General features: G+C 69.7%; 19 protein-coding genes. 7 read left to right on the plus strand and 12 right to left on the minus strand.

The window, feature by feature from the left end:
• Positions 1-169: 169 nt before the first annotated feature.
• The 3 genes from KRR26_RS12385 to KRR26_RS12395 form a co-directional block, all read right to left on the minus strand.
• Positions 170-1,729, minus strand: coding sequence for a TraB/GumN family protein (locus tag KRR26_RS12385; RefSeq protein ID WP_217079897.1), 1,560 nt, complete (start codon positions 1,727-1,729; stop codon positions 170-172).
• 99 nt (positions 1,730-1,828) lie between these two features.
• The gene (locus tag KRR26_RS12390) at positions 1,829-2,554 is read right to left on the minus strand and encodes a lysophospholipid acyltransferase family protein (RefSeq protein WP_217079898.1); all 726 of its coding nucleotides are present in this window, start codon (positions 2,552-2,554) and stop codon (positions 1,829-1,831) included.
• A gap of 11 nt (positions 2,555-2,565) precedes the next feature.
• Positions 2,566-3,363: an SDR family NAD(P)-dependent oxidoreductase gene (locus KRR26_RS12395; protein WP_120204985.1), complete on the minus strand. Its 798-nt coding sequence runs from the start codon at positions 3,361-3,363 to the stop codon at positions 2,566-2,568.
• Positions 3,364-3,561: 198 nt separating this feature from the next.
• Here KRR26_RS12395 and zwf point away from each other — a divergent pair, with 198 nt between their 5' ends.
• The 4 genes from zwf to KRR26_RS12415 all read left to right on the plus strand — a co-directional run bounded on the left by zwf (position 3,562) and on the right by KRR26_RS12415 (position 8,605).
• Positions 3,562-5,103, plus strand: a complete 1,542-nt coding sequence (zwf, locus tag KRR26_RS12400) for a glucose-6-phosphate dehydrogenase (protein WP_120204856.1) — start codon at positions 3,562-3,564, stop codon at positions 5,101-5,103.
• The gene (pgl, locus tag KRR26_RS12405; RefSeq protein WP_217079899.1) at positions 5,100-5,765 is read left to right on the plus strand and encodes a 6-phosphogluconolactonase; all 666 of its coding nucleotides are present in this window, start codon (positions 5,100-5,102) and stop codon (positions 5,763-5,765) included. The genes zwf and pgl overlap by 4 nt, the downstream gene beginning before the upstream one ends.
• A gap of 48 nt (positions 5,766-5,813) precedes the next feature.
• The gene (gene gndA / locus KRR26_RS12410) at positions 5,814-7,250 is read left to right on the plus strand and encodes an NADP-dependent phosphogluconate dehydrogenase (protein WP_120204853.1); all 1,437 of its coding nucleotides are present in this window, start codon (positions 5,814-5,816) and stop codon (positions 7,248-7,250) included.
• A 185-nt stretch (positions 7,251-7,435) separates the two neighbouring features.
• The gene (locus KRR26_RS12415; protein WP_120204851.1) at positions 7,436-8,605 is read left to right on the plus strand and encodes an acyl-CoA dehydrogenase family protein; all 1,170 of its coding nucleotides are present in this window, start codon (positions 7,436-7,438) and stop codon (positions 8,603-8,605) included.
• 12 nt (positions 8,606-8,617) lie between these two features.
• Here the strand turns inward: KRR26_RS12415 and KRR26_RS12420 are convergent, their stop codons facing one another.
• The 4 genes from KRR26_RS12420 to KRR26_RS12435 form a co-directional block, all read right to left on the minus strand.
• Positions 8,618-10,249 carry an acyl-CoA synthetase gene (locus KRR26_RS12420; protein WP_217079900.1) on the minus strand — a complete coding sequence of 544 codons (1,632 nt, stop codon included), beginning with the start codon at positions 10,247-10,249 and terminating at the stop codon, positions 8,618-8,620.
• Positions 10,250-10,300: 51 nt separating this feature from the next.
• Positions 10,301-11,155 (minus strand): zf-HC2 domain-containing protein, encoded by an 855-nt coding sequence (locus KRR26_RS12425; protein ID WP_217079901.1) that lies wholly within the window; start codon positions 11,153-11,155, stop codon positions 10,301-10,303.
• Positions 11,152-11,709 carry an RNA polymerase sigma factor gene (locus KRR26_RS12430; RefSeq protein WP_120204982.1) on the minus strand — a complete coding sequence of 186 codons (558 nt, stop codon included), beginning with the start codon at positions 11,707-11,709 and terminating at the stop codon, positions 11,152-11,154. The genes KRR26_RS12425 and KRR26_RS12430 overlap by 4 nt, the downstream gene beginning before the upstream one ends.
• Before the next feature lie 110 nt (positions 11,710-11,819).
• Positions 11,820-12,008 (minus strand): hypothetical protein, encoded by a 189-nt coding sequence (locus tag KRR26_RS12435; protein ID WP_217079902.1) that lies wholly within the window; start codon positions 12,006-12,008, stop codon positions 11,820-11,822.
• A gap of 140 nt (positions 12,009-12,148) precedes the next feature.
• On the opposite strand from KRR26_RS12435, the gene KRR26_RS12440 reads away from it, so the two are divergent.
• Entirely contained in the window at positions 12,149-13,150 is a 1,002-nt protein-coding gene (locus KRR26_RS12440) for a cupin-like domain-containing protein (RefSeq protein WP_268905826.1), read from the plus strand.
• A gap of 37 nt (positions 13,151-13,187) precedes the next feature.
• On the opposite strand, the gene KRR26_RS12445 is transcribed toward KRR26_RS12440, so the two are convergent.
• Positions 13,188-15,932 (minus strand): CHAT domain-containing protein, encoded by a 2,745-nt coding sequence (locus KRR26_RS12445; protein ID WP_217079903.1) that lies wholly within the window; start codon positions 15,930-15,932, stop codon positions 13,188-13,190.
• Between the two features lie 491 nt (positions 15,933-16,423).
• Between KRR26_RS12445 and KRR26_RS12450 the strand changes: the two genes are divergently transcribed.
• Complete coding sequence (locus tag KRR26_RS12450) at positions 16,424-17,428, plus strand: polysaccharide lyase (protein ID WP_120204841.1); 1,005 nt, start codon at positions 16,424-16,426, stop codon at positions 17,426-17,428.
• A 515-nt stretch (positions 17,429-17,943) separates the two neighbouring features.
• Here the strand turns inward: KRR26_RS12450 and KRR26_RS12455 are convergent.
• The 4 genes from KRR26_RS12455 to KRR26_RS12470 form a co-directional block, all read right to left on the minus strand.
• A complete protein-coding gene (locus tag KRR26_RS12455; protein WP_233576803.1) occupies positions 17,944-19,491 on the minus strand; it encodes a DHA2 family efflux MFS transporter permease subunit in 1,548 nt (515 codons plus the stop codon).
• 2 nt (positions 19,492-19,493) lie between these two features.
• The gene (locus KRR26_RS12460) at positions 19,494-20,777 is read right to left on the minus strand and encodes an HlyD family secretion protein (protein WP_120204840.1); all 1,284 of its coding nucleotides are present in this window, start codon (positions 20,775-20,777) and stop codon (positions 19,494-19,496) included.
• 48 nt (positions 20,778-20,825) lie between these two features.
• Positions 20,826-21,344, minus strand: coding sequence for a MarR family winged helix-turn-helix transcriptional regulator (locus tag KRR26_RS12465; protein WP_120204838.1), 519 nt, complete (start codon positions 21,342-21,344; stop codon positions 20,826-20,828).
• A gap of 147 nt (positions 21,345-21,491) precedes the next feature.
• Entirely contained in the window at positions 21,492-23,966 is a 2,475-nt protein-coding gene (locus KRR26_RS12470; protein WP_217079904.1) for an esterase-like activity of phytase family protein, read from the minus strand.
• Between KRR26_RS12470 and KRR26_RS12475 the strand changes: the two genes are divergently transcribed.
• Positions 23,965-24,300, plus strand: a complete 336-nt coding sequence (locus KRR26_RS12475) for a hypothetical protein (RefSeq protein WP_407931713.1) — start codon at positions 23,965-23,967, stop codon at positions 24,298-24,300. The genes KRR26_RS12470 and KRR26_RS12475 overlap by 2 nt on opposite strands.
• Positions 24,301-24,311 lie beyond the last annotated feature (11 nt).

Here is a 24,311-nt window from a genome sequence, read left to right on the forward strand (position 1 = left end):
GTCGCGGCGAGGAGCGCGGCAATACTCGGCCAACAGTGGCCTGCCCCGCTGGACGCCCGCGCCGCGCCGCGCTCCGCTCGGAGAGAAGCCCCCCTGCCTCGGGCAAGCGCGCGGCAGCCCGCCCGCCCCCTCGCGGACGCCGAGGGAGGCGGGCTTGGGCTCGCGGCCGCTAATACCCAGGCGGGTACGGCGGCGGGCGCGTGGGCCCGATGGGGCCGGTGGGGACCTCGCGCTTGTGGACGCGCGGCACCGGATCAATCGCGGGCTGCGAGGCCGTGAGCCGGCCCACGGTGAGCTGGCCCTGATAGCCCTCCGACGTCGGCTTCTCATACAGCTTCAGGTAGGGCTGAGACAGCGGCGGCACCTGGGTGCGCGGCGTGGGCGTGGCGCCCACGACACCGCACTGCAGCTTGCTGCTCTTGTCCAGGTCGCAGCCCCAGCGCCGTCCCGCCGCGAAGCCCACCTCCAAGACGAGCAGCGACTTCACCTGCCGGAGGTACTGCGCCATGGGCGTGAAGTCCCGGTCCCAGGGCACGCCCGTCACCATGCGCACGTGCGTGTTGCCGGCGAGCACCACCTGCATCTCGTCCGGCCGCGCCGCGTGGCGCTTCAACCAGACATCCGCCAGCGCCGCGTCGCGCTCGCCCCCGTTCAGCAGGTCCGTGTCGTAGGCCACCACCGAGACCTTCAGCCCCTGCGCGCGCATGGCCCGCACCTGGTCGATGAGGTCGAAGATGGCCCGGCTGCTGCGACCATCCTGATACGGCCGCCGCCAGAAGCGCCCATCCAGCAGCGCGTCCTGGTCCATCGGCGCCCCCGGGCTGCCCAGGTAATGGTCGATGCGCGGTTGCTCCGGAGAAGGAATCGACAGGCCCAGCGCCACCGGAATCCCCCGCTCCGCGGCCTGCCGCACCAGGACGCCCACCGCCGCGGGCACCTGCGCCGAGCCGAGCTGCTCGCCAATGAGCAGCATCCGCCCCGCGTGAATGACCGCCTCCAGGCCGAACACGCGCGACTCCTCCTTGGGCGAGAACCCCGAGGGCGCGTCCGGCACCTGGTCCTGCCAGCGCGTCAGATAGAACTCCGGCGTCCGCACCGGCACGGGCACCTGCTCGTTCACGTTGCCGCTGAGCGTCTCAATCGAGGGCGTGGACTCCAATCGCAGCGCGAGCGCGCGCTCCAGCTCCATGTCGCGCAGCCCGTACTGGGCGCCATCCAGCCCGGTGAAGTGCTCGGTCATGTCGTAGCTGCCATCGCGGTTGCGCTGCCGGAAGAGGTCCTTCCTGGCGATGTTGAGCGTGTTCGGCGCCGGCCGCAGCGACGTCCCGTCCTCCGCCTCGTCGCGCAGCGCGTCCTTGGACACCTGGCTGCGAACCTCCGCGTCATTGCCCACGCCATTGACCTGGATGCGGAAGATGCGAATGACCGACTCGCGCGAGGACACCGCCAGCCCCGTCACCAGGTAGCGGGTGAACGTGCCGTCCCCCGAGTTCCAGGTCATCGGGCCGCGCCAGCCGGTGAAGAACTGCCGGGGGTCCACCGCGCCCCGCTCGTCGTCGATGTCGAAGCCCCGCTCCACCAGCAACCGACGCGTCTCGTCCAGCGCCACTTCCACGGGCTTCGCGAAGACATGCTCGTACTGCGGATACTCCGGGTGCCCCATGCCATGCAGGCAGCCCGTGAGCCCCAACACCAGACAGAGTCCGAGAACCCAGCGCGCGAAGGTCATGATGCAACGGGGTAACACAAGCTACCGGTCATTTCCCGAGTCGCACGACTCACCGAGAAATGCCCGTCAATCCGCAACCATCGGGCCCGAGCGCGGGGGCTACCGGGAAGATCCGAGGGCCCGCAGATACTGCTCGCGCACCCCCGAGGCGAGGGCGACGGGGTCGGGGCCAAAGGCCTCCGGTGGCACGGGGGGCAGCACGCGCACGCGCAGGGACGCGCGGGGGCTCAACCAGGGGCCGTCTCCCTCCACCAGGCTCGTGGTGCCCTCCACCACGATGGGCACCACGGGCACGTGCTCCTCCAACGCGAGCTGGAACGCGCCGCGCTTGAACGGGAGCAGCTGGCCGTTCGTGGAGTAGGTGCCCTCGGGGAAGATGAACACGGGCATGCCCCGGCGCAGCCAGACGCGGCACGGGTCCAACAACTGGTGCAGGGACGTGGAGGTGCCGCGCACGACGGGCACGTGCCCCAGCAGCGTCATCATCCAGCCCACCAGCGGCAGCCGGAACAGCGACGCCTTGGCCACGAACTTGAACGGGGTGAACAGCCCCATCACCGCGAGGATGTCCATGGCGGACTGGTGATTGGCCACCAAAACACAGGGGCCACGGGGCAGGACCTCACGCCCTTCGATGCGCGTGCGCCAGCCAGGCGAGGCGTGCAGCCAGACCCAGAAACAGATGTTGCACACCAGCGAATGCAACGCATTGCGGTCGCGGTCCACGGGGTACGTGAGGAGGAACAGCACCGCGCCGAGCGCGAACACCACCGGCGCGGTGACGAGGAACAAGAACCAGAACCACAGCGAGACGACGAACCGCATGCGCAGGGCCGTCAGCGCTGCGCGGGCGGCGTCATCCGCGCCGCGAAGTTCATCGCGTAGTTGACCTCCAGGCCGCCGTCGACGACGAGCGTCTGGCCATTCACATACTCGGAGCCCTCCGAGCACAGCCACTCGATGGGCCGGGCAATCTCATCCGGGCTGGCCACGTGGCCCGAGGGCACCTGCTCGCGCACGGTGGCCTCCAGGCCCGCCCACGCATCGCCCATGTAGAAGCGGCTGGAGTCCGTGTCGATGTAGCCCGGGTTGACCGCGTTGACGCGGATGCCCGTGCCGGACAGCTCCGCGGCCAGGTACTTCACCATGATTTCCATGGCGCCCTTCATGGCGCCCAGGAGCCCGTGGAACGGCAGGGGCATGCGCGAGTCCATGCCGGACACCGCGACGATGCGCCCCTTGCGGCCCTCCATCAGCGGCACCGCGCGCTGCGCGCCCAGCAGGAAGCTCTTCACCGTGACGTTGAACGTCTTGTCCATCTGGTGGAGCTTGGTCTGCATGAGCGGCGTGAAGACGGTGGAGGCCGCGTTGGCCACGAAGACATCCAAGCCGTGGAACTCCTCCTGGATGGTGTCGAAGACGTTGTGGAGGCTGGCGGGCTCCAGCTGATCCGCCACCAGCACGCGGCAGCGGCGCCCCAGCGCCTCCACTTCCTGGCACAGCGCCTGGGCCTGCTCGGCGTCACGGCGATACGTGGAGACGATGTCATAGCCGGCCTTGGCCAGCCGCAGGGACACAGCGCGGCCCACGCCGCGCGAACCACCGGTGATGAGCGCCACGGGAGAAGTCGTCATGGTCCACCAGGGCATAGCACCTTCCCGCCCCTCCCGGACGGCCCCCGCCCCGAGCCGGGCCGCCCCCCCGGGCATGGGTCCCGCGTCCCAGGCGAGGACACTCGGGACGTCGCCCCGGCGTCACTCGGGTTCTTATGCACTTGCGGCCTCGGCGCGTTAGGAACTTAGGTGCCCGGTCGAACGCGAGGAGACCGCCGAATGGATGTGAAGGGTGTGCACATCGAGACCCATCCCCGAGAGGGAGAGCCGCTCGTCCGCGCCGGACGTCCGGACCCCTGCACCGTGGTGCTCTTCGGCGCCACGGGAGACCTCGCGCAACGCAAGCTGTTCCCCGCCCTCTTCGAGCTGGACCGCGCGGGCCTGCTCCCCGAGCACTTCGCCGTCGTCGCCTTCAGCCGCTCCGCGCTGGACGACACCGCGTTCCGCGCGCACGTGAAGGCGGGCCTGGAGAAGTTCGCCCGCACGCAGCCCCTGGACGAGGCCACCTGGCAGCGCTTCGCCCCGCGACTCGAAGGCGTCTCCGGCGCCTACGATGATCCGCAGTCCTTCGTCCGCTTGCGCGAGCGGCTCACCCAGGTCTCCCAGAAGCAGAAGACTGGCGACAACCAGCTCTATTACCTGGCCACGCCCGCCTCCACCTTCCCCCAGATTCTCAAGGGGCTCGCGGACTCGGGGCTCTTGACGCGCCAGACGGATCCAGGCCACCACCCGTGGCGCCGGCTCGTCATCGAGAAGCCCTTCGGTCACGACCTGGAGAGCGCCAAGGCCCTCAACCGCGAGCTGTTCTCGGTGCTGGACGAGCGGCAGATCTTCCGCATCGACCACTACCTGGGCAAGGAGACGGTGCAGAACATCCTCGTGTTCCGCTTCGCCAACGCCATCTTCGAACCGCTGTGGAACCGCCAGCACATCGACCACGTGGAGATCACCGCGGCGGAGACGATTGGCGTGGAGGGGCGCGGCGGCTTCTACGACGAGACGGGCGTCATCCGGGACATGGTGCAGAACCACCTGCTCCAGGTGCTCGCGCTGTGCGCCATGGAGCCTCCGGTGTCCTTTGGCGCGGAGGACATCCGCGACGAGAAGAACAAGGTGTTCCGCGCGCTGCGCCCCGTGGAGGGCACCGACGTGGCGGACCACGTCGTGGTGGGCCAGTACCAGGGCTACGCGCAGGAGAAGGGCGTCAAGCCGGGCTCGCGCACGCCCACGTACGTCGCGCTGCGCATGCACGTGGACTCGTGGCGCTGGCAGGGCGTGCCCTTCTACGTGCGCGCGGGCAAGAACCTGAAGCGGCGCATGACGGAGGTGTCCATCCACTTCAAGTCCGTGCCCGTGGGCCTCTTCAGCGGCGAGGGCGCCACGTGTCAGCGGCTCCAACCGAACGTGCTCACGCTGCGCATCCAGCCGCGCGAGGGGATCGCCCTCTCCTTCGAGTCCAAGGTCCCCGGCGAGGACGTCAACATCGCGGGCGTCACCATGGACTTCAACTACGCGGAGAGCTTCGCCAAGCCCGTGCCGGAGGCCTACGAGCGGCTGCTGCTGGACTGCATGCGCGGCAACGCCACGCTCTTCGCGCGGCAGGACAGCGTGGAGCAGGCCTGGGCCTACGTGACGCCCATCCTGCGCGCCATCGAGTCCGGCGAGGGCGGCAGCGTGCACACCTATGCGCCAGGGTCGGCGGGCCCGGAGGCCGCCGCCTCGCTGATGGCCCGCAGCGGGCGCCGGTGGACGCCGCTATGAGCGAGGCGCTCGTCATCGCCCCCGAGCACCTCGCGCGTCAGGCCGCCGAGTGGCTGGCGCGCGCGCTCCAGGACGCGCTGAGCCACCAGCCCCGCGTCAGCCTCGCGCTGTCGGGAGGCTCCACGCCCGCGCCCACGTACCGCGCGCTGGCGGGGATGACGCTGCCCTGGGCCCGCGTGGACGTGTACTTCGTGGACGAGCGCTTCGTTCCGCCGGACCACGCGCAGAGCAACTACCGGCTGGTGGAGGACACCCTCCTGCGCCCGCTGCGGCTGCCGCCCTCGCAGGTGTTCCGCATGGAAGGGGAGCGCGAGGACCGCGAGCAGGCCGCGCGCGACTACGAGGCCCGGCTCCCCGCCGCGCTGGACGTGGTGCTCCTGGGCATGGGCGAAGATGGCCACACGGCCAGCCTGTTCCCCGGCAGCCCCGCGCTGGAGGAGCGCGAGCGGCGGGTGCTCGCGGTGGTGGGCCCCAAGCCGCCGCCGTGGCGCATGACGTTGACGCTCCCGGTGCTGCACAGCGCGCGGGCGGTGCTGGGGTTGGTGGCGGGCGCGGGCAAGCAGGACGCGGTGCGCCGGGTGCTGGCGGGCGATAGCGCCCTGCCCGCGGCCCACGTGAGTCAGGCGCAGTGGATGATGGACCCCGCCGCCGCGGGGCGGTGAGTGGGACGGCGCGGAGCATTCCCCGCGAGAGATTTCCGAGGAGGCAGCATGACTGCGGCAAGCAGCCCTCCAAAGCCGGCGCAGTTCGGCGTGGCGGGCATGGGCGTGATGGGCGCGAGCCTGGCCCTCAACATCGCGGACCACGGCTTCCGCGTGGCGGTGTGGGACCGGCACGCGGAGCGCATCGAGGAGATGCATCAGAAGTACGGACACCCGGAGGTGCGCGGCACGCCGTCGCTCGAGGAGTTCGTGAAGCGACTGGAGCGCCCGCGCCGCATCCTGCTGATGGTGACCGCGGGCGAGGCGGTGGACTCCATGCTGGAGCGCCTGTTCCCGCTGCTGTCCCCCGGCGACGTGGTGATGGACGCGGGCAACTCCTGGTACGAGGACACGCGCCGGCGCGAGCGCCTCTGCCACGACAAGGGCTTCCACTTCCTGGGCGTGGGCGTGTCCGGAGGCGAGGAGGGCGCGCGCCACGGCCCGTCCATCATGCCCGGCGGCCCGGCGGACGCGTACGCGCTGGTGCGGCCCGTGCTGGAGGCCATCGCCGCGCGCACCGAGGCAGGCCTGTGCGTCACCCACGTGGGCCCGGATGGCGCGGGCCACTTCGTGAAGATGGTGCACAACGGCATCGAGTACGCGGACATGCAGCTGCTCGCGGAGACGTACGACGTGCTGCGCCGCGGCCTGGGCATGGACGCCACGTCCCTGGCGGACCTGTTCTCGCGCTGGAACGAGGGCATCGCCGAGTCCTTCCTGCTGGAGACCACCATCAAGGTGCTCCGGAAGAAGGACGAGAAGACCGGACGTCCACTGGTGGACATGGTGTTGGACAAGGCCGGCCAGAAGGGCACCGGCAAGTGGACGGTGCAGGTGGCGCTCGACAAGGGCGTGCCCGTGCCGTCCATCGCCTCCGCGTTGGATGCGCGCAACCTGTCCTCGCTCAAGGACGAGCGCGTGGCGGCCTCGCGCGTGCTCAAGGGGCCGCACGAGTCGCTGTCCAACGAGGAGCGCCAGAACCTGGCGCAATGGGCGCATGACGCGCTCTATGCCGCACGCGTGGTGACGTATGCGCAGGGCATGCGACTCATCCAGGTGGCGTCCCGCGAGTATGGCTGGAATGTGTCGCTGGCGGAGATGGCGCGCATCTGGCGCGGGGGCTGTATCATCCGCGCCAGGCTCCTCACCCCGCTGCGCGAGGCGTTCAGCCAGCAGCCGGAGCTGCCCAACCTGATGGTCTCGGATGCCTTCGCCCCGGTGCTGGAGGGGCTCGCGCCCGCGTGGCGCAAGCTCATCGGCTCGGCGACGCGGCTGGGCATCCCTGTGCCGGTGTTCAGCTCCAGCCTGGCCTACATGGACAGCTACCGAAGCCCGGAGCTGCCCCAGAATCTCACCCAGGCCCAGCGCGACGCCTTCGGCGCCCACACCTACCAGCGCCGAGACACCCCCGACGCGGGCTTCGTGCACAGCGATTGGAACACGTGACGCAGCAGGTTGAGACCCGCGCCCAGGTATCACACCTGGGTGCGTGTCACCCCTGCGCGCCGTGTCGCAACGGAAGTCCTCCGCCGTGACGCAGTGAAACAACGTCGGGGGTCCCTCCCCGAAAGTCAGCTCTCTCTGGTTAGCTGGAGGTCACCGTTCGGGAACCACCACACCAGGGGTCATCCATGTCGACTGAGCCGGGAGCGAAGGTCCTTCAAGCAGTGAGGGCTCTGGCGCCGGAGATCGCCGCCCAGAGCGCGGCCATCGAAGAGGCGCGTACCCTTCCGCCGGAAATCGTCACACGGCTCAAGGACGCGGGCCTCTTCCGGATGTTCGCGCCTCGGAACCTGGGCGGCACCGAGTTGGATCTCGTCTCGGGACTGGAGGCGCTGGAGGAGCTGTCGCGCGCGGACGGCGCCACGGGCTGGGCGACGATGATTGCCTCGGAGAGCGCGCACATGTTCGTGCTGCTTCCGCGCGAGCAGTTGGACGCCATCTACGCGCCCAGCCCCGACGTCACCATGGGCGGAGCCTTCAACGCCCAGGGCACGGCGCGCGAGGTGGACGGCGGCTACCAGGTGACGGGCCGGTGGAACTTCGCCACGGGCTGCAAGCACTCGGACTGGCTGTTCGGCAACTGCGTGTTGCTGGGCGATGACGGCAAGCCGCTGCCCGGCCCCGCCCCCGGGACGGTGCGCACGCGCGGCATGCTGGTACCCGCGGCCGAGGGGCGCATCGTGGACAACTGGTCCGTGCTCGGCCTGCGCGGCACGGGCAGCCACGACGTGGTCATCGAGGCGTTCGTCCCGCACGCGCGCAGCTTCGACATCTTCATGGGGACGCCCAACGTGGAGGGCCCCACGTACGTGGTGCCGGTGCTGCACTGCGCGCTGCACATGGGCGCGGTGGCGCTGGGCATCGCGCAGGGCGCGGTGGATGACCTGATGGCGCTGGCGCTCACGGGCAAGAAGCGGCTGTACGCGCGCCACGCGCTGGTGGACTCGCCCGTGTTCCGCAACCGCCTGGGCCGCGCGGACACGGCCGTGCGAGGTGCGCGCTCCGCGCTGCGCGACCTGGGCCGCCAATACTGGGAGGCGTGCAACACGTCCCCGGCCATCGCCTTCGGCCTGGCGCCACAGGTATCCGCCACGCTGACGTGGGTGACGGAGACGGCCGCGCAGGTGGTGACGAGCTGCTACCACGCGGGCGGCGCGTCCTCCATCCGCGACGGCGCCACGCTGCAGCGCCGCTTCCGAGACATCCACACGCTGATGCAACACGCCTCGGTGGCCGAGGGCTGGTTCACCCAGATGGGCGCCGCGCTCCTCGGCTTCCCCGTCCTCTTCGAGGCGTGAGCGACACAGGCCCTACTTGCGCGACGGTGAGCGCAGCTCCGCGCGGCGAATCTTCCCGCTCACCGTCTTGGGCAGCTCGGTGACGAACTCGATGTCGCGCGGATACTTGTAGGGCGCCGTCGTCTTCTTCACGTGCTCCTGGAGCGCCTGCACCAGCTGCGGGGAGCCCACGTGTCCGGGCGCGAGCAGGACATACGCCTTGATGCGTTGTCCGAGCTTCTCATCGGGCACGCCCACCACCGCGGACTCCGCCACCGCGGGGTGCTCGAGCAGCGCGGACTCCACCTCGAAGGGCCCCACGCGGTAGCCCGAGGTCTTGATGACGTCGTCCGCGCGGCCCACGAACCAGAAGTAGCCCTCCGCGTCGCGCACCGCGCGGTCTCCCGTGACGTACCAATCGCCGCGTCGGCACGCGCGGTTGGCCGCGTCGTCCTGAAGGTACCCGTGGAACAGGCCCACCGGTCTCTCGGGTGACACGCGCACGGCGATGTCGCCCTCCTGCCCGTCTGACACCTCGCGGCCCTGCTCGTCGATGACGGACACCGTGAAGCCCGGAGTCGGCTTGCCCATGGAGCCCGGGCGCGGCGGCAGCGCGGGGAACATGCCCACCAGCACCACCGTCTCCGTCTGGCCGTAGCCCTCGCGGATGTGCAGGCCCGTGGCCTCGTGCCACGTCTGGATGACCTCGGGGTTGAGCGGCTCGCCCGCGCTCACCACGTGGCGCAGGGACGACAGCGCGTAGGCCTTCAGGTCTTGGAGCACCAATGCACGCCACGCCGTGGGGGGCGCGCAGAACGTGGTCAGCCGCTCGCGCTCCATCACCTTCAAGAGCGCCGCGGCATCGAAGCGTCCGCGGAAGTCATGCACCACGTTGCAGGCGCCCTGACTCCACGGCCCGAAGAGCTTGCCCCACGCGCACTTGGCCCAGCCCGTGTCGCTGAGCGTCAAGTGCCGGTCCTCCGGGCCCAGGTCCAACCAGTAGCGCCCCGTCACCGCGTGGCCCATGCCGTAGCTGGCGTGCGTGTGCAGCACCATCTTCGGCATGCCCGTGGTGCCGGACGTGAAGTAGATGAGCAGCGGCTCCTCCGCGCGCGTCGGCGCGAACGCGTCCGCGCCCGAAGCGGCCTCGGCTGGCACATAGCGCTGCCAGGGCGCGGGGGCGTCTCCCACCGCGACCCAGGCCTTCACGCCGCCGGTGCCCACGACGCCCTCGAACCGCTCCAGGCAGCTCGTCTCGGAGAGGACGGCGACCGCGCCCGAGACCTCCAGCCGATAGCGGATGTCCTTCGCCGTCAGCATGGGCGTGCCTGGCATGAACACGATGCCGGCCCGGATGCAGCCGAGCACCAGGAACCACCACTCCGGCACGCGCGGCATCATCACGAAGACGCGATCACCCCGGCCGAGGCCCAGGTCGGTGAGGAAGCGCGCGGCATGCAGCGAATGCGCCCTCAGCTGCGCGAACGCGAAGCGGCGGGAGTGCCCGGCGTCATCGGACCACTGGAGGGCGACCGCATCGGGCCGCTCCCTCGCGTGGCGATCCATCACATCCGTGGCGAAGTTGAAGAACTCGGGCCGTTCCCACCGGAAGTCCCGGTGGGTGGCCGCGTAGTCAGCCATGTTGCGCGAGGCGGAACGGGGCATGTCCTGGCTCCTGGGGCGCGAGTGCCCTTGGAGCCTGCCACGCCCTCGCGGCTACTTCGACGCCTTGCCGTACAGCCCGCGAAGCCGCTCGGCCTCCTGGCGGGCCTCCTGGCTCCAGCCCTGCTCTCCCAGCTGGGCCACCTGCTCGAACGAATCCGCCGCGCGGTCCAACAGGTCCAACTCGCGCAGGACGAGGCCACGGTTCCACAGCGCCTGCGGATGACGCGGCTCGGCACGCAGCGCGCGGTTGAGCAGCTCCAGCGCCTGGGTGAGCGAGCGCTGCTTCAGCGCCACGACCGCCAGGTCGTTGTCCCGATCCGCCGAGGGCTTCTCGCGCTCGAGGAAGGCCTCGGCCTGCCGCAGGTCTCCGCGCAGCAGGTAGGCCGCGGCCACGCCGCGCAGATCCTCGCGCTCCTCCAGGTCCGCCAGGGGACGCAGCGGCAGCGCCTCGACGGAGGACTCCGAGCCGCGCATGGGGCCATAGGGACGCCAGTGGTCCGCGCGCGGATGGCTCAGGCGCTCCTCCAGGCCGCGCGTGCCCATGTCCTCCAGGAACACCACGCCGGGCACGTCCGCCGGCGCCTGCCGGTAGACGAAGATGGCGGAGAGGCACGCTGCCATGGCCAGCGGGATGACGGCCTGGTAGGCGCGCCTGGCCCAGGGGCGCAGCGGCACGACCTTCGTGTCTGGCTTCTCTGGCGCAGGCGCGGGGGCGGGCGCGGCGGCCTCCGCCTCCAGGGCCGCGCCTCCGAGCGCGCGGGCCGCGAGCATCTCGAGCTGGAGCAGGTCCTTCAGCCCTTCCTCGCAGGCGGGGCAGCGCGGCAGGTGGCTGCGAAACGCCTCGGCCTCCGCGTCACCCAGCTCTCCGTCGATGAAGAGGTGCAGCTTGGTGCAGTTCGCGTTCATGAAAGGACTCCCCGCTCTTGGGCCACCGCCACGCTCGGCTGCAGCAGCTCCTTGAGGTCCCTGCGCGCCAGGGTGAGCCAGCTGCCCACGGTGCCCACGGGAACGTTGAAATGCTCGGCAATGGCCTGGTAGCGGCGCCCCTCGGCGTGCAGCCGGTAGGCGTCTCGCAGGTGCGGCTTCAGCCGCTCGATGGCCGCATGGAAGGCGTCGTTGCTCACCAGCTCCCAGCTCTCCTGGGGTGCGTCCAGTGAGACCATCGAGTCCTGGACGAGCGCCAGGTGTGGCAGGCCCCGATTCTCGGTGCGCTGACGCCGGCAGTAGTCCAGGAAGCGGTTGGTCATGGTGGTGCAGAGCCAGGCCGCGGCGGCCGGGTCTGTCCGGTCCTTCAAGTGCTCGTACTCGGGGAGCGCGCGCTCGAAGGCCTCTTGAACGAGGTCTTCCGGGTCCAGCCCCCCCCGAGCGCACAGCCGGCGAGCCACGGCCAGGAGGCTGGGCCGGTGTCGCCGGATGAACGCTTCGAAGTGGCGCCGCTCCCGGTTGAAGAGATTGGCCATGAGGCCCACGCTCACAGTACGAGTGGTTTCCCAGACAAAGACGCCCAGCGTCCCAAATCTTGAGCAAAAAAATGCCCGGCGGGGCCAGTTGCCTACCGGGCAGGACGGGTTCAGCGCGACTCGGAGCCGCCGGTCCAGGGCGGAGCGGTCTCTCCCAGAGGCGGGATGGTGGGGGGCGGAGAAGGCCGCCGCCGGCGCTGGGACTGCTCGCACGTGGGATAGTTGCTCTTCACGTGGGGCTCGCTGTAGTCGGGCTCGAAGGCGCCGGGTCGGGCGGAATAGGCATCACCGGGCGTCATAGGCGCTCACTCCTCGGGCTGGGGTGAAACTCGAACGGGTGGAAAACGACAGCCGTGGCATTCCATAGCATGCCGGACTGCCACTGCATGCATCGGGTCTCTGGCATCGATTCATGGAATTCATGGAGTTCCTAATGGGCATGGATGAGTCTCGCCTCCAGGCGGAGTGGCAGGTGTGGCTGGCGGAGAACCTGGCGTTGGGAGTGCCGGAGGAGGACGTGCTCCAGGTCCTGGCGGGAGCGGGCGTGGAGCCGGGGCTGGCGCGACGGGAGCTGGAGTCGATGGGCGCGCACCCGGCCTTCCAGGCATGCCAGCGGCTGGCCCGCCACTACGGGGGGCTGGAGGCGCTGCTGGACCTCTACAGCGACCTGCGACGCGGAGATGGCGGCTGGACGCTGGAGCGGCGCAAGGACTTGAGCGCCGAGGAGTTCTTCGTCCGCTACTACTTCGGACATCGCCCCGTGGTGTTGCAAGGAATGATGGAGGACTGGCCGGCGCGCACGCAGTGGACGCTGAAAAGCCTGGGGGAGCGGTTCGGGCAGGTGGTCATCGAGGTGATGACGGGGCGTGACGCGAACCCGGATCATGCCTCGCAATACGAGCGGCACCGCACCCAGATGACCTTCGCGGAGTACGTGCGCCGCGTGGAGGCTGGGGGCGAAACGAATGACCATTACATGGTCCCTCGCAATGACAACTGGCGGCGTGAGGGGTTGCAGGCGTTGACCGCGGACGTGCGCGCACCGCGCGGCATCATCGACCCGGCGCTGAACCCAGACATGCTGACGTTGCTGTTGGGGCCGGCGGGGACCGTCACCCCGCTGCACCATGACAACCTGAATGTCTTGCTGTGCCAGGTGATGGGGCGCAAGCACGTGAAGCTGGTGCCCTCCTTCGAGCGGCACCGGGTCTACCCTCGCAAGGGGACCTTCAGTCACGTGGACGCGGCCCGTCCCGACCTGGAGCGCCATGCGCTGTACTCCGAGGCCACGGTCCTGGAGACCGTGCTGGAGCCTGGTGAGATGGTCTTCATTCCCGTGGGCTGGTGGCACTGGGTGCGCGCCATGGAGGTGAGCGCGTCCGTGACGTTCCACCAGTTCCAGGTCCCCGGCGGCAATACGCATCTGTCTCCCCCCCCTTGAACAGCATCCCCTCGCGGGACCGCCACTCCTCAGCCTGTCAGTCTCCTGTCTCCACCAGCAACACGAAGCGCGTCCAGTCCGAGCGGGCATCCCGCGCGAGCCACTTCTGGCGCTCATCGCGCAAGGCGACGGCGGGTGGCGACCCCGCGCGGATCCGCTGACGCACGCCATCGAAGAAGCGCCCCGCCGCATCGGGGATGTCCACGGTCGACGCGAGCACCGCGCGCGCGCCCGCGTCGATGAACGCGGCGGGCAGGCTGAAGGGCTCGTGCGTCGCGTTGGTGGTGAGCCGTCCCGCGCTGCACGCGGCCAGGAACACCGTGGGCGAGCCATTCAGCTTCTGCTTGCGGACCACATCCGCGGTCAGGGCATAGCGGCCGTTGTCCTCGGGGGACAACACCACCAGCGAGGCATCCGACAACGTCGGGTCCACGATGCCGTGCGCGTGGATTTCAATCTCCGTGGCGTCTGTCATCCCGGCCAGCACGCGGGTGGGCGTGGCGTCCGAGCCGGTCAGCAGCTCCATCGCGCCCGCCTCGGAATCGGCGGCGGGCATCCACGCCGGCAGCCGGGGAAGCTGGAGCAGCGAGGGCGTCTCCACGCTGGAGACCACGAGGCGTCTGGGATTGGTGGGTGACGCCATCCGGCCGCCCCCTCGTCCCACGCGGAAGCTCCACGCCATGTCCGGGGGGAGCAGCTCCGTGCGGCCAAACACCGGAGGCCAGGCCAGCACCTCCACCTGCGCACAACTCCGGACGGACTGCAGCAGCGCGGTCGGGATGAGCTTCGAGGAGTCCGTGCGCGCGAAGGCCTCCGCGCGTGATGGCTCGTAGAACCCACGAACGGTCCCCTGCGCATCCACGGCGACGACCACGGTGCGCTCGTAGTGCACCGCCGCGGCCAGCGCGCAGCGCTTCGGAACAGGAGCGCCCAACTGGCGAGCCAGCAACTCCAGGGCGCGACCGAACTCCTGGGCGCGGCCCGCGTCCACCGCGAGCGAGGAGTAGCTGTAGGCCCAGGCCTCGCGCCCCAACATGTCGCCATGGGGCAGCTTCTCGGCCTCGTCAATCACCCGCGTCAGCATCGCCTGCCCCTGGACACGGTCACTGTCCAGGACGAAGCGGCCCTCGAGGTAGTGGCCGTAGACGACGTCCCCAGGAAAGACATTGGGCCCCGAGGAAGCGGAGTCCACCGCTTTGCGGACCCACTCCGCGTCCCCCGGCCGAGTCCCCAGCCGCGCCAACTCCACCATGGTGGCGCCGAACATCAGGTCCGCGTTGACGTCGGGGCACTTCGCCGCGATGTCCAGCTCCCGCCGCGCATCCTCGGGATGCTGATCCATGTAGTGGATGTGCGCGAGGTTGACGTGGGGCCAGTAGCAGAAGGTGTCTCTCCCCGTGCGCGCGATCCACTCCTCGAGATAGGCGCGCGCGCTGGCGAAGTCGCTCCGCGAGCGCGTCAGGTGGACGAGCATCTCCAGCGACTGCGATTCGAGGTTCCACTCGCGAAGCTGACGCGCCCAGGCCCAAGCGATGCGTGCATGGCGCTCCGCTTCGGTGACGCGCTGGAGGTCCACGTACAGCCGCCCCAGCTTCACCTCCAGGTCCACGCAGCGCGCGGACAGCGCCCCCTCGCGACAGACCTTCAGGGCGCTGAAGAGCCGCTGCTCCGCCTTCCACCACTCGCCGTCGGCGTACTCCTTGCGCGCCAGCTCGCTCTCCACGATGAGGCTGAACCACGGGTCGGACTGCTTCTTCGCCCGAGCCAGGAACTCTGGGAAGTGTCGCTGCGCGAAGTTGGGGCGCATCAACACCGTGCCCATGAAGAGGTCGTCGTCCGCCGTGGCCTTGAACTTGTCCAGCACCGCGTCCGGCGGCGTGCCCGCGCGCACCATCTCCGCATAGGCGTTCGCGAGCGGCGCGCGACGGTTGAAGTCCAGGGTGGACACACGCTTCACGTAATCCACGAGCGAGGTGCCGCCCTGCAGGCGATCCAACTCCTGCGCCAGGGGCATCAACGCGAGGGCGCGCTGCTTGGAGGGCGCCGCGCGGAGCGCTTCATACAAGCCCTGACGGACGGTGCTGGGGAGGCTGCGCGCCTCGGCGATCGGCAGGGGCGCCTGGTCGTTCTCCATCCACGCGCGCATGCTCGCGGTCGCGGCCTTCCACTCCCTTGCGCGCTCCAGCGTGCTCTCACGCAGCCCGATGCCCTGCGCGTGAGCCTCGCGGCCCCATCCCTGCTCGTTCAGCGCCGCCACCTGCTCGAACGTCTCGGAGGCGCGCAGCGTGAGGCCCATCTCGCGCAGCACCAGGGCCCGGTTCCACAGGGCCTGCGGGTGCTGGGGCTTCTGCGCGAGCGCGCCATCCAACAGACGCAACGCCTGCTCGTAGTTGCCGCGCGACAGGTAGACGGCGCCCAGGTCGCTGTCGCGATCCGGTGACGCGGGCAGGCGCTCCAGGAACGACGCCGCCTGGTTCCATTCCCCTTGGAGCGCGTACGCCGCCGCGATGCCCGACCAGTCTCCCTGCTCCTCCATCTTCGCCAGGTCGCGCAGTGGAATGGGCTCGGGAGGAACGGGGCAGCCTCCCGCGGTCGCTCGGGTTCGGTAGCGGTCCGCCTCGGGATGACTCAGTCGGGCCTCGATGCGTGCCGCGGCGCGGCGCTCGGCCCAGAACTCCTCGGGGACCCCTCGCGATGGCATGCGCACCACCGCGACCGCGACGGCAATCACGGGCGCGGCCAGCGCCAGGGCCCAGAGCTTGTCGTACGCCGGCTTCAACATGCTGCCCCCTCGGGCACGGACCCCAGAGCGCTGCCCATCCGCGCCCTTCTACACCAACATCCACTCACCGCCGACCTCCGGGCCTACCCACGCCGTCCGAAACCCCGTGGCTCGGCTTCAGCCCCCGAGCACCCCACGCGCCCGATCCCTACAACGCCCAGGGCCGCCGTTCTTGAGGGCGCTCGTCATGGCCGTCTCCTCCCTGAGCCCTTTCGTGAGCCCTCCGCCGAGGGCTCGTGCCACGAGCGGACACCCTCCACCGCGGCTTGCGCACCGCGTGGCGAGGCACAGAAGGCCCGCATCCAACGGGAATCATTGGTCTCTCACACTCGCATGCAGAGCAAGCGACGAACTGGCGTCCCTGAGTGACAACGCGGCGGGCATGCGAGCTGGGGCCTGCGTGCGCGCCCCTTGGCGACAGGCCGGAGGCGGGAAGGACTCAGCGCCGCGAAATGTCTCCTTCTCTCAACCCGGAAACGAAAGGACTTCGTTTGAAGCAACTCCTACGACTCGTCGCCGTGGTGCCCTTTTTGCCGCTGCTCGCCTCCGCCAACCCTCTGTGGAAGGGCGACTTCGAGACGGGCAACACGTCGCAATGGACCCGCGAGCAGAGCGTCTCCGCCAGCCGCCTCCAGGTGGTGACGGACGTCGTTCGCGAGGGCCGCTATGCGCTGAAGGCCACCGTCCACCAGGGCGATGACCCCATCAACGGCAGCGGCAACCGCAACGAGTTGCTGTACCTGAGCCAGGAGACCCAGGGAGACGAGTACTTCTACAAGTGGAGCACGCTCTTCCCGAATGGATATCCGAGCGCGGACTCGTGGCAGGTGTTCACGCAGTGGCACCAGGAAGGGTGCTGTGGCTCTCCTCCGCTCGAGTTCTTCGTGCGCGGCGAGCAGATGAACATGCGCGTGGGCGGCGTGAATGGTCCCATCCTGTGGAAGGCGCCCATTGATCGCGGCAACTGGCACGACTTCGTGCTGCACGTGAAGTGGTCGCCCAATCCGAAGGAAGGCTTCGTCGAGCTGTACCACAACGGGACGCTCGTGGTTCCGAAGACCTTCGGCGCCAACCAGTTCGGCAGCGACAAGAACTACCTGAAGCAAGGCCTGTATCGCGACGCGTCCATCGGGCCCGAGGCGAGCGTCTACCATGATGGTTTCGTCATGGGCACGTCGCTGGAAGACGTGATGCCCGCGGGGACGCAGCAGACGCCCGCGGCGGATGCCGGGTCGGCACAGACGCCCGCGCCGGACGCTGGCACGACGCCTCCGTCCACGCTGACCCAACCGGGTCAGGGGACGCCGACGCCTGTCAGCACGCTCGTGCCCGGCAGCACGAACAGTGACGTGATGAATGGCGGCGCGCAGGGGCAGGGTTGCAGCGCCACGGGCGGAGCGGCGGGGATGCCGGCGCTCGCCGCGGCGGGGCTCTTCACCACCGCGCTGTTCCGGCGCCGTCGTCCGGCGCTCGCGAAGAACGTCACGCGTCGCTGACCCCGCGACGCATCCATGAAGCATCACAAGGCCCGGTGCGCCCCATGGCGCGCCGGGCCTTTCTATTTGTCCTCAAGACCTGGGCGCCCCACGCACCAAGCGCCCATGGGCGTGCGCGACGACGGCGCGGCACAGCAGCCGAGTCAGCGCAGCGACAGGCACCTGAGCCACCAGCGAGCGACAGGGCTTCACATCTCTCGCAAGCTCGGGCGGACCTGAGCGCTGATACATCGACGGCGCACGGTGACACTCCGCTTCAACATGGCACGTGGCGCCTTTGTCCCCATCCGCGCATCGCGACATGCCCACTCATGGACCAGGCACGTCACCGCGGGGCCATCGGCGTCGACGAGCAACCAACGGCATGACGCTCATCCCCCACGCCACGCCGAGCCCCCGTGCCAGCTCCGACGCAGCGCGCGCGCCCAGCGGCTGGACTCCGGACATGCGAAGGCCCGGCGTGCCTTGGGGCACACCGGGCCTCGTTCACTCGGCCAGTCGTTGTGAGACCGTGCCTAGTGCGCGCCTTCGACCTTCACCGTCGGATCCGGCTTCTGGAGCATGAAGACCAGCAGCAGGGAGGCCGCGAAGATGACCGTGAGAATCACGAAGTTGGCGTTGAAGGCCCGCACCAACGCCTGCACGTTGATGCGCATGTTGAGCAGGCCGTAGGCCGCTCCACCGGGGTCCAAGATGCCTCGCCCCGCCATCATTGATTTCGCCATCCCGAGCTGCTCCTGCGTCGTCTGCCCGTACACGTCCACATGCGAGGTCAGCGCCGTCACGTTCGCCTGCGTGCTGCGGCTGAGCGCGCTGCTCATCCACGCCGTCCCGATGGAGCCGCCCAGCTCGCGCGTCAGGTTGAAGAGCCCCGCCGCGTTGCCGCGCTGCTCCGGCTTCAGGTTGCTGAGCGCCAGCACCGACAACGGCACGAACACGAAGCCCAGCGAGCAGGCTCGGATGAACACCGGCGCAATCAACGCCGCCTCATCCACCGAGGACGTCATGTGCCCGTTCGTCCACAGCGACAGACTCATGCCGCAGATGCCGAACGCAATCAGCATGCGCCCGTCCACCTTGCTGCCGAACTTCCCGATGATGGGCATCAGCAGAATCTGGATGGCACTGCCCTTGAGGAACACGAGCCCGATGTCGAGCGCCGAGTACCGCATCACCGTGCCGCAGAAGAGGCTGAACAGGAACGACCCCGAGAACAGCGCCGTCCCGATGAGGAAGTTCACCCCCGTGGCCGCGGCGTAGGAGCGGTTGAGGAACACACTCAGGTCCACCACGGGCTGAGGTGTCTCCAATTCGTGGACGATGAAGGTGATGAGCGCCACGCCAGCGATGACCGCCAGGATGGTGATGGTGCGGCTCTCGAACCAGTCCTCGCGGTTGCCTTCCTCCAGCACGTACTGGAGCGCGGCCATGCCCACCGCGAGCAGCGCGATGCCGTTGCGGTCCACCTTCTCCTGCGAGACCTCGAAGTGCGGCTGCTCGATGTTCCGCCACGCCATGTACGCGGCGAACAGGCCCACCGGCAGGTTGATGAGGAAGATCCAGTGCCAGCTCGCCGCCTCGATGAGCATGCCGCCCACCGTGGGCCCGAGCAGCGGACCCGTCACCGCGCCGAGCGCGAATAGCGCGCCCGCCATCGAGTGCTCATTGCGCGGATAGCGCGCGAAGAGGATGGCCTGCGACGTGGGGATGATGGCGCCGCCGCCCATGCCCTGAAGGATGCGGAAGACCACCAGGGACGGGAGGTTCCACGCCAGGCCGCACAGCACGCTGGCCGCGGTGAACATCAGGATGGAGAAGGTGAAGTACCGCCGGTAACCGAAGCGGCGCTGGAGCCATCCCGTCATCGGGATGACCACCACGTTGGCCATCATGTAGCCCGTGGACACCCAGGCAATCTGATCCAACGGCGTGCCGAAGCTCGCGCGGATGTCGCTCAGGGCCACGTTGACGATGGAGATGTCCAGCACGGACATCAGCGCCGCGGCCATGGCGGCAATGGTGATGCCGGCCTTTGAGCCGGTGATGACGTCGCGCTGGTCCACGGTCAATCCACCTTCTTCGACGCGCCCGCGGAGGCACGCTCGGCATGCGTGCCCTGAGCGGGCGTCTCGCGCGTGTCCACCGTCACGACGGTGCTCATGCCCGGCTTGACGGGCAGGTCCTTGAAGTCCTCATCGAAGCGGATGAGCACGGGGATGCGCTGCACCACCTTCACGAAGTTGCCGGACGCGTTGTCCGGAGGCAGCAGCGCGAAGCGAGCGCCGCTGGCGCCGGCCAGGCTGTCCACGTGGCCGTGGAAGACATGCCCACCAAAGGCATCCACCTTCACGGACACCGACTGACCCGGGCGCATCTCGCCGACCTGGTCCTCCTTGAAGTTCGCCACCACCCAGATGTCGTTCTGCGGGACCACGGCCATCAGCGGGCGCTCCGGGCCCACCATCTGACCGACCTCCACCGTGCGGCGGCTGATGACGCCCGTCACCGGCGCGCGCACCTGCGAGTACGACGCCGCCAGCTCCGCCAGCGTCAGCGCCGCGCGCGTCTGCTTCAGCCGCGCCTCGGCCAGCTTCAGCGCCGCCTGCGCGGACTGCACCTGCACGGGGCCCGTCTGCGCGGCGACCAGCTTGCCCTGCGCCACCTCCAGGCCACCGGACGAGCTGGTGATGCCCGCCTCGGTGGACGTCAGCCGAGCGCGCGACTGGTCCAGCGCCGCCTTGGACGTGTCATAGCCCGCCTGCTTCGAGTCCAGGTCCGCCTGCGACAGCGCCCCCTGCTCGTGCAGCGACTTCACGCGGTTCAGGTCCGTCTCCGCCAGACGGAAGCGCGCCTCGGACGAGGCCACGTCCGCGCGCGCCTGCTCCAGCGCCGCCTTGGACGAGCTGATGCCGCTGGAGGCCTGGGTGACGCCGGCCTGCGCCTGCCGCAGGTTCGCGCCCGCGTTGGCCTCGGTGATGGCGAGCTGGGCCTGCGCGTTGGCCAGCCCGGCCTCGGCGCTCAGCACGTCCGCGTGCGCGACCTCGACCTTGGCGTCCAGGTCCGCGCGATCCAACTCCACCAGCACGTCTCCGGCCTGGACGAGCTGGTTGTCCTTCACGAGCACCTTCGCCACCTGCCCCGCCACGCGCGGGGACACGTTCGCGATGCGGCCCTCGACCTGGGCGTCATCCGTGGACTCGCGGCCATGGGTCATGAGGAAGTGGGCGCCGCCGCCCACCACCGCCACGCCCAGCAGGGCGGGGAGCACCATCTTCGCGCGCGAGCGCGGAGCGGGCTTGGAGCCAGTGTCATTGGGAGCGTTCTCGACTGCTGCGATCCGGGTCGTCATAAGGCGTTGCTCGGTGTTGCGGTGAAGAAGCAGGTGGGGAGAGGGGCGTCAGGGGTCTCGGAGCGCGGGGATGCCCGAGGACACTTTCGCCAACAGGTGTTGAAGGGTGGTGCGCTCGTCCAGGCTCAGCGGAGCCATGAGCGCGGCGATGCGGCTGTAATGGTCGGGCAACATGCCCTGGATGACGTCACGCCCCTTGGACGTCAGGTGGACCGTGTACATCCGGCGGTCATCGGGGTGGTCCTGCCGGGACACCAGCGCGTCCTTCTCCAGCGTGTCGAGCAGGCCCGTCATCGTCGCGCGGCTGCAGCCAGACAGGTCCGCCAGCTCCGCGGGGGACAGCCCGCGCGTCTCGTCGCTCTCTTCCGCCAGGAAGAGCTGGATGAGGACGACGAAGCGGCCCTGGGACAACCCATGCCGCGTGAAGTGACTGTCGTACGCATCCGACATGTCGTGGGCCAGGCGCAGCATCGTCAAGCACGTCTCGATGGCACTCGGGTCCAACTGAGGGAAGCGCTTGGCGAGCCGGTGGAGCCGCTCGTAGCGCGGCACCGTCGGAAGACTCATCAGGACTCGCGATTTCGGTAACAAAGCGCGGCATCTAGTAAGGGCCCTAACGATTTTGCGCAAGATGATTTGCGACCCGGCCGAACGGGCTCGCGTGAGGGCGGGGAGACGACTCTGTCGCACGGTGTGCGCCTCGAGGACGCGGCGCTACAGGCCTCCCAGCGGCTCACCCAGCTCCAGGCGGACGAACTCGCTGTCGTCCGGCCGGCCGCTGCCCAGGTGGCGACCCACACTGAAAGGGAAGTTGTTGTCGTTGAGGAGCCCCACGTGGCGCGGGTCGAAGACGAGCACGGCCTCGGTGGTGATGAAGGGGAAGGCGAAGCGGTCTCCCAGTCCCAGGTCGCCCACTTCCGGGTGCGTGAGGTGGAAGGGGTTCGCGATGTTCAGCAGGTCCACCGCGAGCCGCTTCTTCACGGGCTGTCCGTCCCCGGTGAGGCGGACTTCGTAGAGCGCCTTGTAGCCCGCGAGGTCGCCCTGGGTGTTGTCCCGTTCCAGCACGACGCCGCGGTCCCGGTCGAAGAGGACGAAGTCCGTGGCGGACGTGCCGCGCGTCGCCAGCGCGTAGCGATGCGTGACGCCCGTGTAACGCCGATGGGCCAGGTCGAACTCATGGATGAGGAGCGTGCCGGTCGTGTCGTCCGCCAGCGGCTTCTCCAGGAGCGGCAGGAGCGTGGCGCCATCCCGGCTCAGGGCCATGGCCTCGAAGCCACCGCTGGCCCGCACGCGGAAGGGGTGGTCCTTCGCGGTGACGCGATAGGGCCACGGCAGTCCCCCCAGCCACGGCGTCGTCCCCGAGCCCTCGGGCTGGAGGTTGTCGCCCTCATCCGAGCCGGCGACGGTGGGCGACGCGTAGACGGGGAAGTCTCCCACGAGGCACACCGTGCGCACCGAGGGGAAGCGCTCGTGCACGCGCAGCAGCGTGCGGAAGTCGAAGCTCTGCACGTCCGCGCGCGCGGCCAGTCCCGCGTCGAGGATGGCGCCCGCCACCGCATCCGCGAAGGGCTCGGGCCCCACCGTGCGCGCGGCGAACTCCTGGCGCGGGTTGAGCTTCGTCTCGATGTTGAAGCGCACGCGCTCCGCGTTGCGCGCACGCTTCATCGCGTCCGGGTGCGCGGCCCCGGCCCCCGCTCGGTAGTAGTCCGCGTAGAAGTCCACGAGCGCGAACACCTGCCGCAGCGTGGGCGGCACATAGGCGTCACGCAGTCCGTGGCGCTTCGCGAAGGCCACCGCCACGGGGGACAGCTTCCGCTCGTTCGTCTGGGAAGGCTGGCTCGGCAGGAGCTTGTCGCAGATGAAGGTGGCCTGGAGCTTCGCGACGGTGAGCGAGCGGATGAGGACCTGCGTTCCGGGCGTGTACGGCGGACCGCTCGCGCGGCGGCACTTCTCCGCGGAGAGGAACGGGTCGTGCTCCAGCACGGGGACGCCGTCCGACGTGATGCCGGTGTCCAGCTCCAGCGTCGTCATCAAGTGGTCGAGCGCCGCCTCCATCGCGGGCAGCGTGTTCTCCGGACGAAGGCCCCGCGCGCCCCGGTGCCCCTGGGCATCGAAGCGGCTCGCGTCCAGCAGTCCCTCCGGCGTGAGGAGATCTCCCGGGACGCCGTCCTGGTTCGCGTCGTACTCGCGCACCGCCTGCCACAGCAGATCCGGCCGGTCGCTGATGAGGCCATCCACGCCGCGCCTCAGCAGCGCCGTCATCGCCTCGGGCGTGTTCACCGTCCAGGGCACCACGGCGTAGCCCGCCTGCTGGAGCTTCTTCACGTCGAAGAGGTCACTGGACGCCGCGGAGAGCCCGGAGCCCGCGGGCGGCGCCATGCGGTCCGGCGTGCCCGTCGCGCGGTCTCCGTCATCCAACAAGTGCCAGTCCGGAGAGAAGACGGGAGCGCGGCGCGCGCCGTGAGCGAACGCGTGCGCGCGGACCGCGTTCATCACGCGCACGGCGGACGCCTCCTCGACGCGAGGATTCTGGGGCGTGCGCAACTCGCCGCCGTTCTGGAAGTCAGGCAGCGGGATGGGCGCCTCCAGCAGGTGGCCCTGCGCGTCCGTGTGCAACAGGAAGGGACCGAACTCATCACCGAACCAGAGCGTGCCGTCCGGGGCGCGCTGCATGGATTCAATGTCGAAGTCCGCGCCCGTCAGCACGCGCTCGGGCGTGAAGAAGTTCGTGAGCGCGAAGCCCGCGTGGTGGTTCGGGTCGCTCAGCTCGATGAAGCCTTCCACCGCGAGCTTGCCGGTCCCCCCCTCCTGCGTCTGGAAGTCGGGGCGCAGCGTGTAGACGCGCAGGTTGAAGTCCGCCGAGTTCTCCAGGCTGCCGTAGCCGTTGTCCGGCATGGCCAGGAACGAGCCGTCGCCGTTGTCGAGCACCGCGGAGAAGCCCTGCACCGGCTGCCGCTCCATGAAGGGCACGGGGATGCCGTTCTGGGGCGAGGGCCCGATGTACCGCCCGGACGTCGGGCCGGGCGCCCACGTGGCGGCCTCCAGGACCGCTCGCCCCACCAGCTTCGGCTCGGGCGCGCGCTCGGCAGGGGCGGGCCGGCCCCGCGCGCACGCGGTGGCGAGGGACAGCGCGACCACGGACGTGAGCAACGGCGTGCGGGGCAGGCGTCGACGCGAGGACACGGGCATGGCGGCACCCTGCCCCACCGCGCGACGCGGGGCCAGCGTCCCGACGCGGCCGGTCGCGCCCCGCGCGCGGGCCGGTTACATCGTCAGGGTGCTCGACGTGAAGGACCCCACCGTGCAAGCGGCGCTGCTGCGCGCCTGTGAGGAGGCCGGACTCCCGGCGGCCTACCGGGGCTGTGTCCATCCGCTGCTGCGCGACCCGGAGGGCGAGTGGCCTCCCTGCTGCGGCGAGGGCTGCCTTCCGTGCGCGGCCACGCTCGCGGATGTCGCGGTGCGCACCTTGGAGTTGCTCGGCACGCCTCGGCGCTCGCCCGTGTCGAGCGCGGGCGCGTCATGACGGACGGGGCT

The organism is Citreicoccus inhibens (assembly GCF_019039035.1).
Lineage (GTDB): Bacteria > Myxococcota > Myxococcia > Myxococcales > Myxococcaceae > Citreicoccus > Citreicoccus inhibens.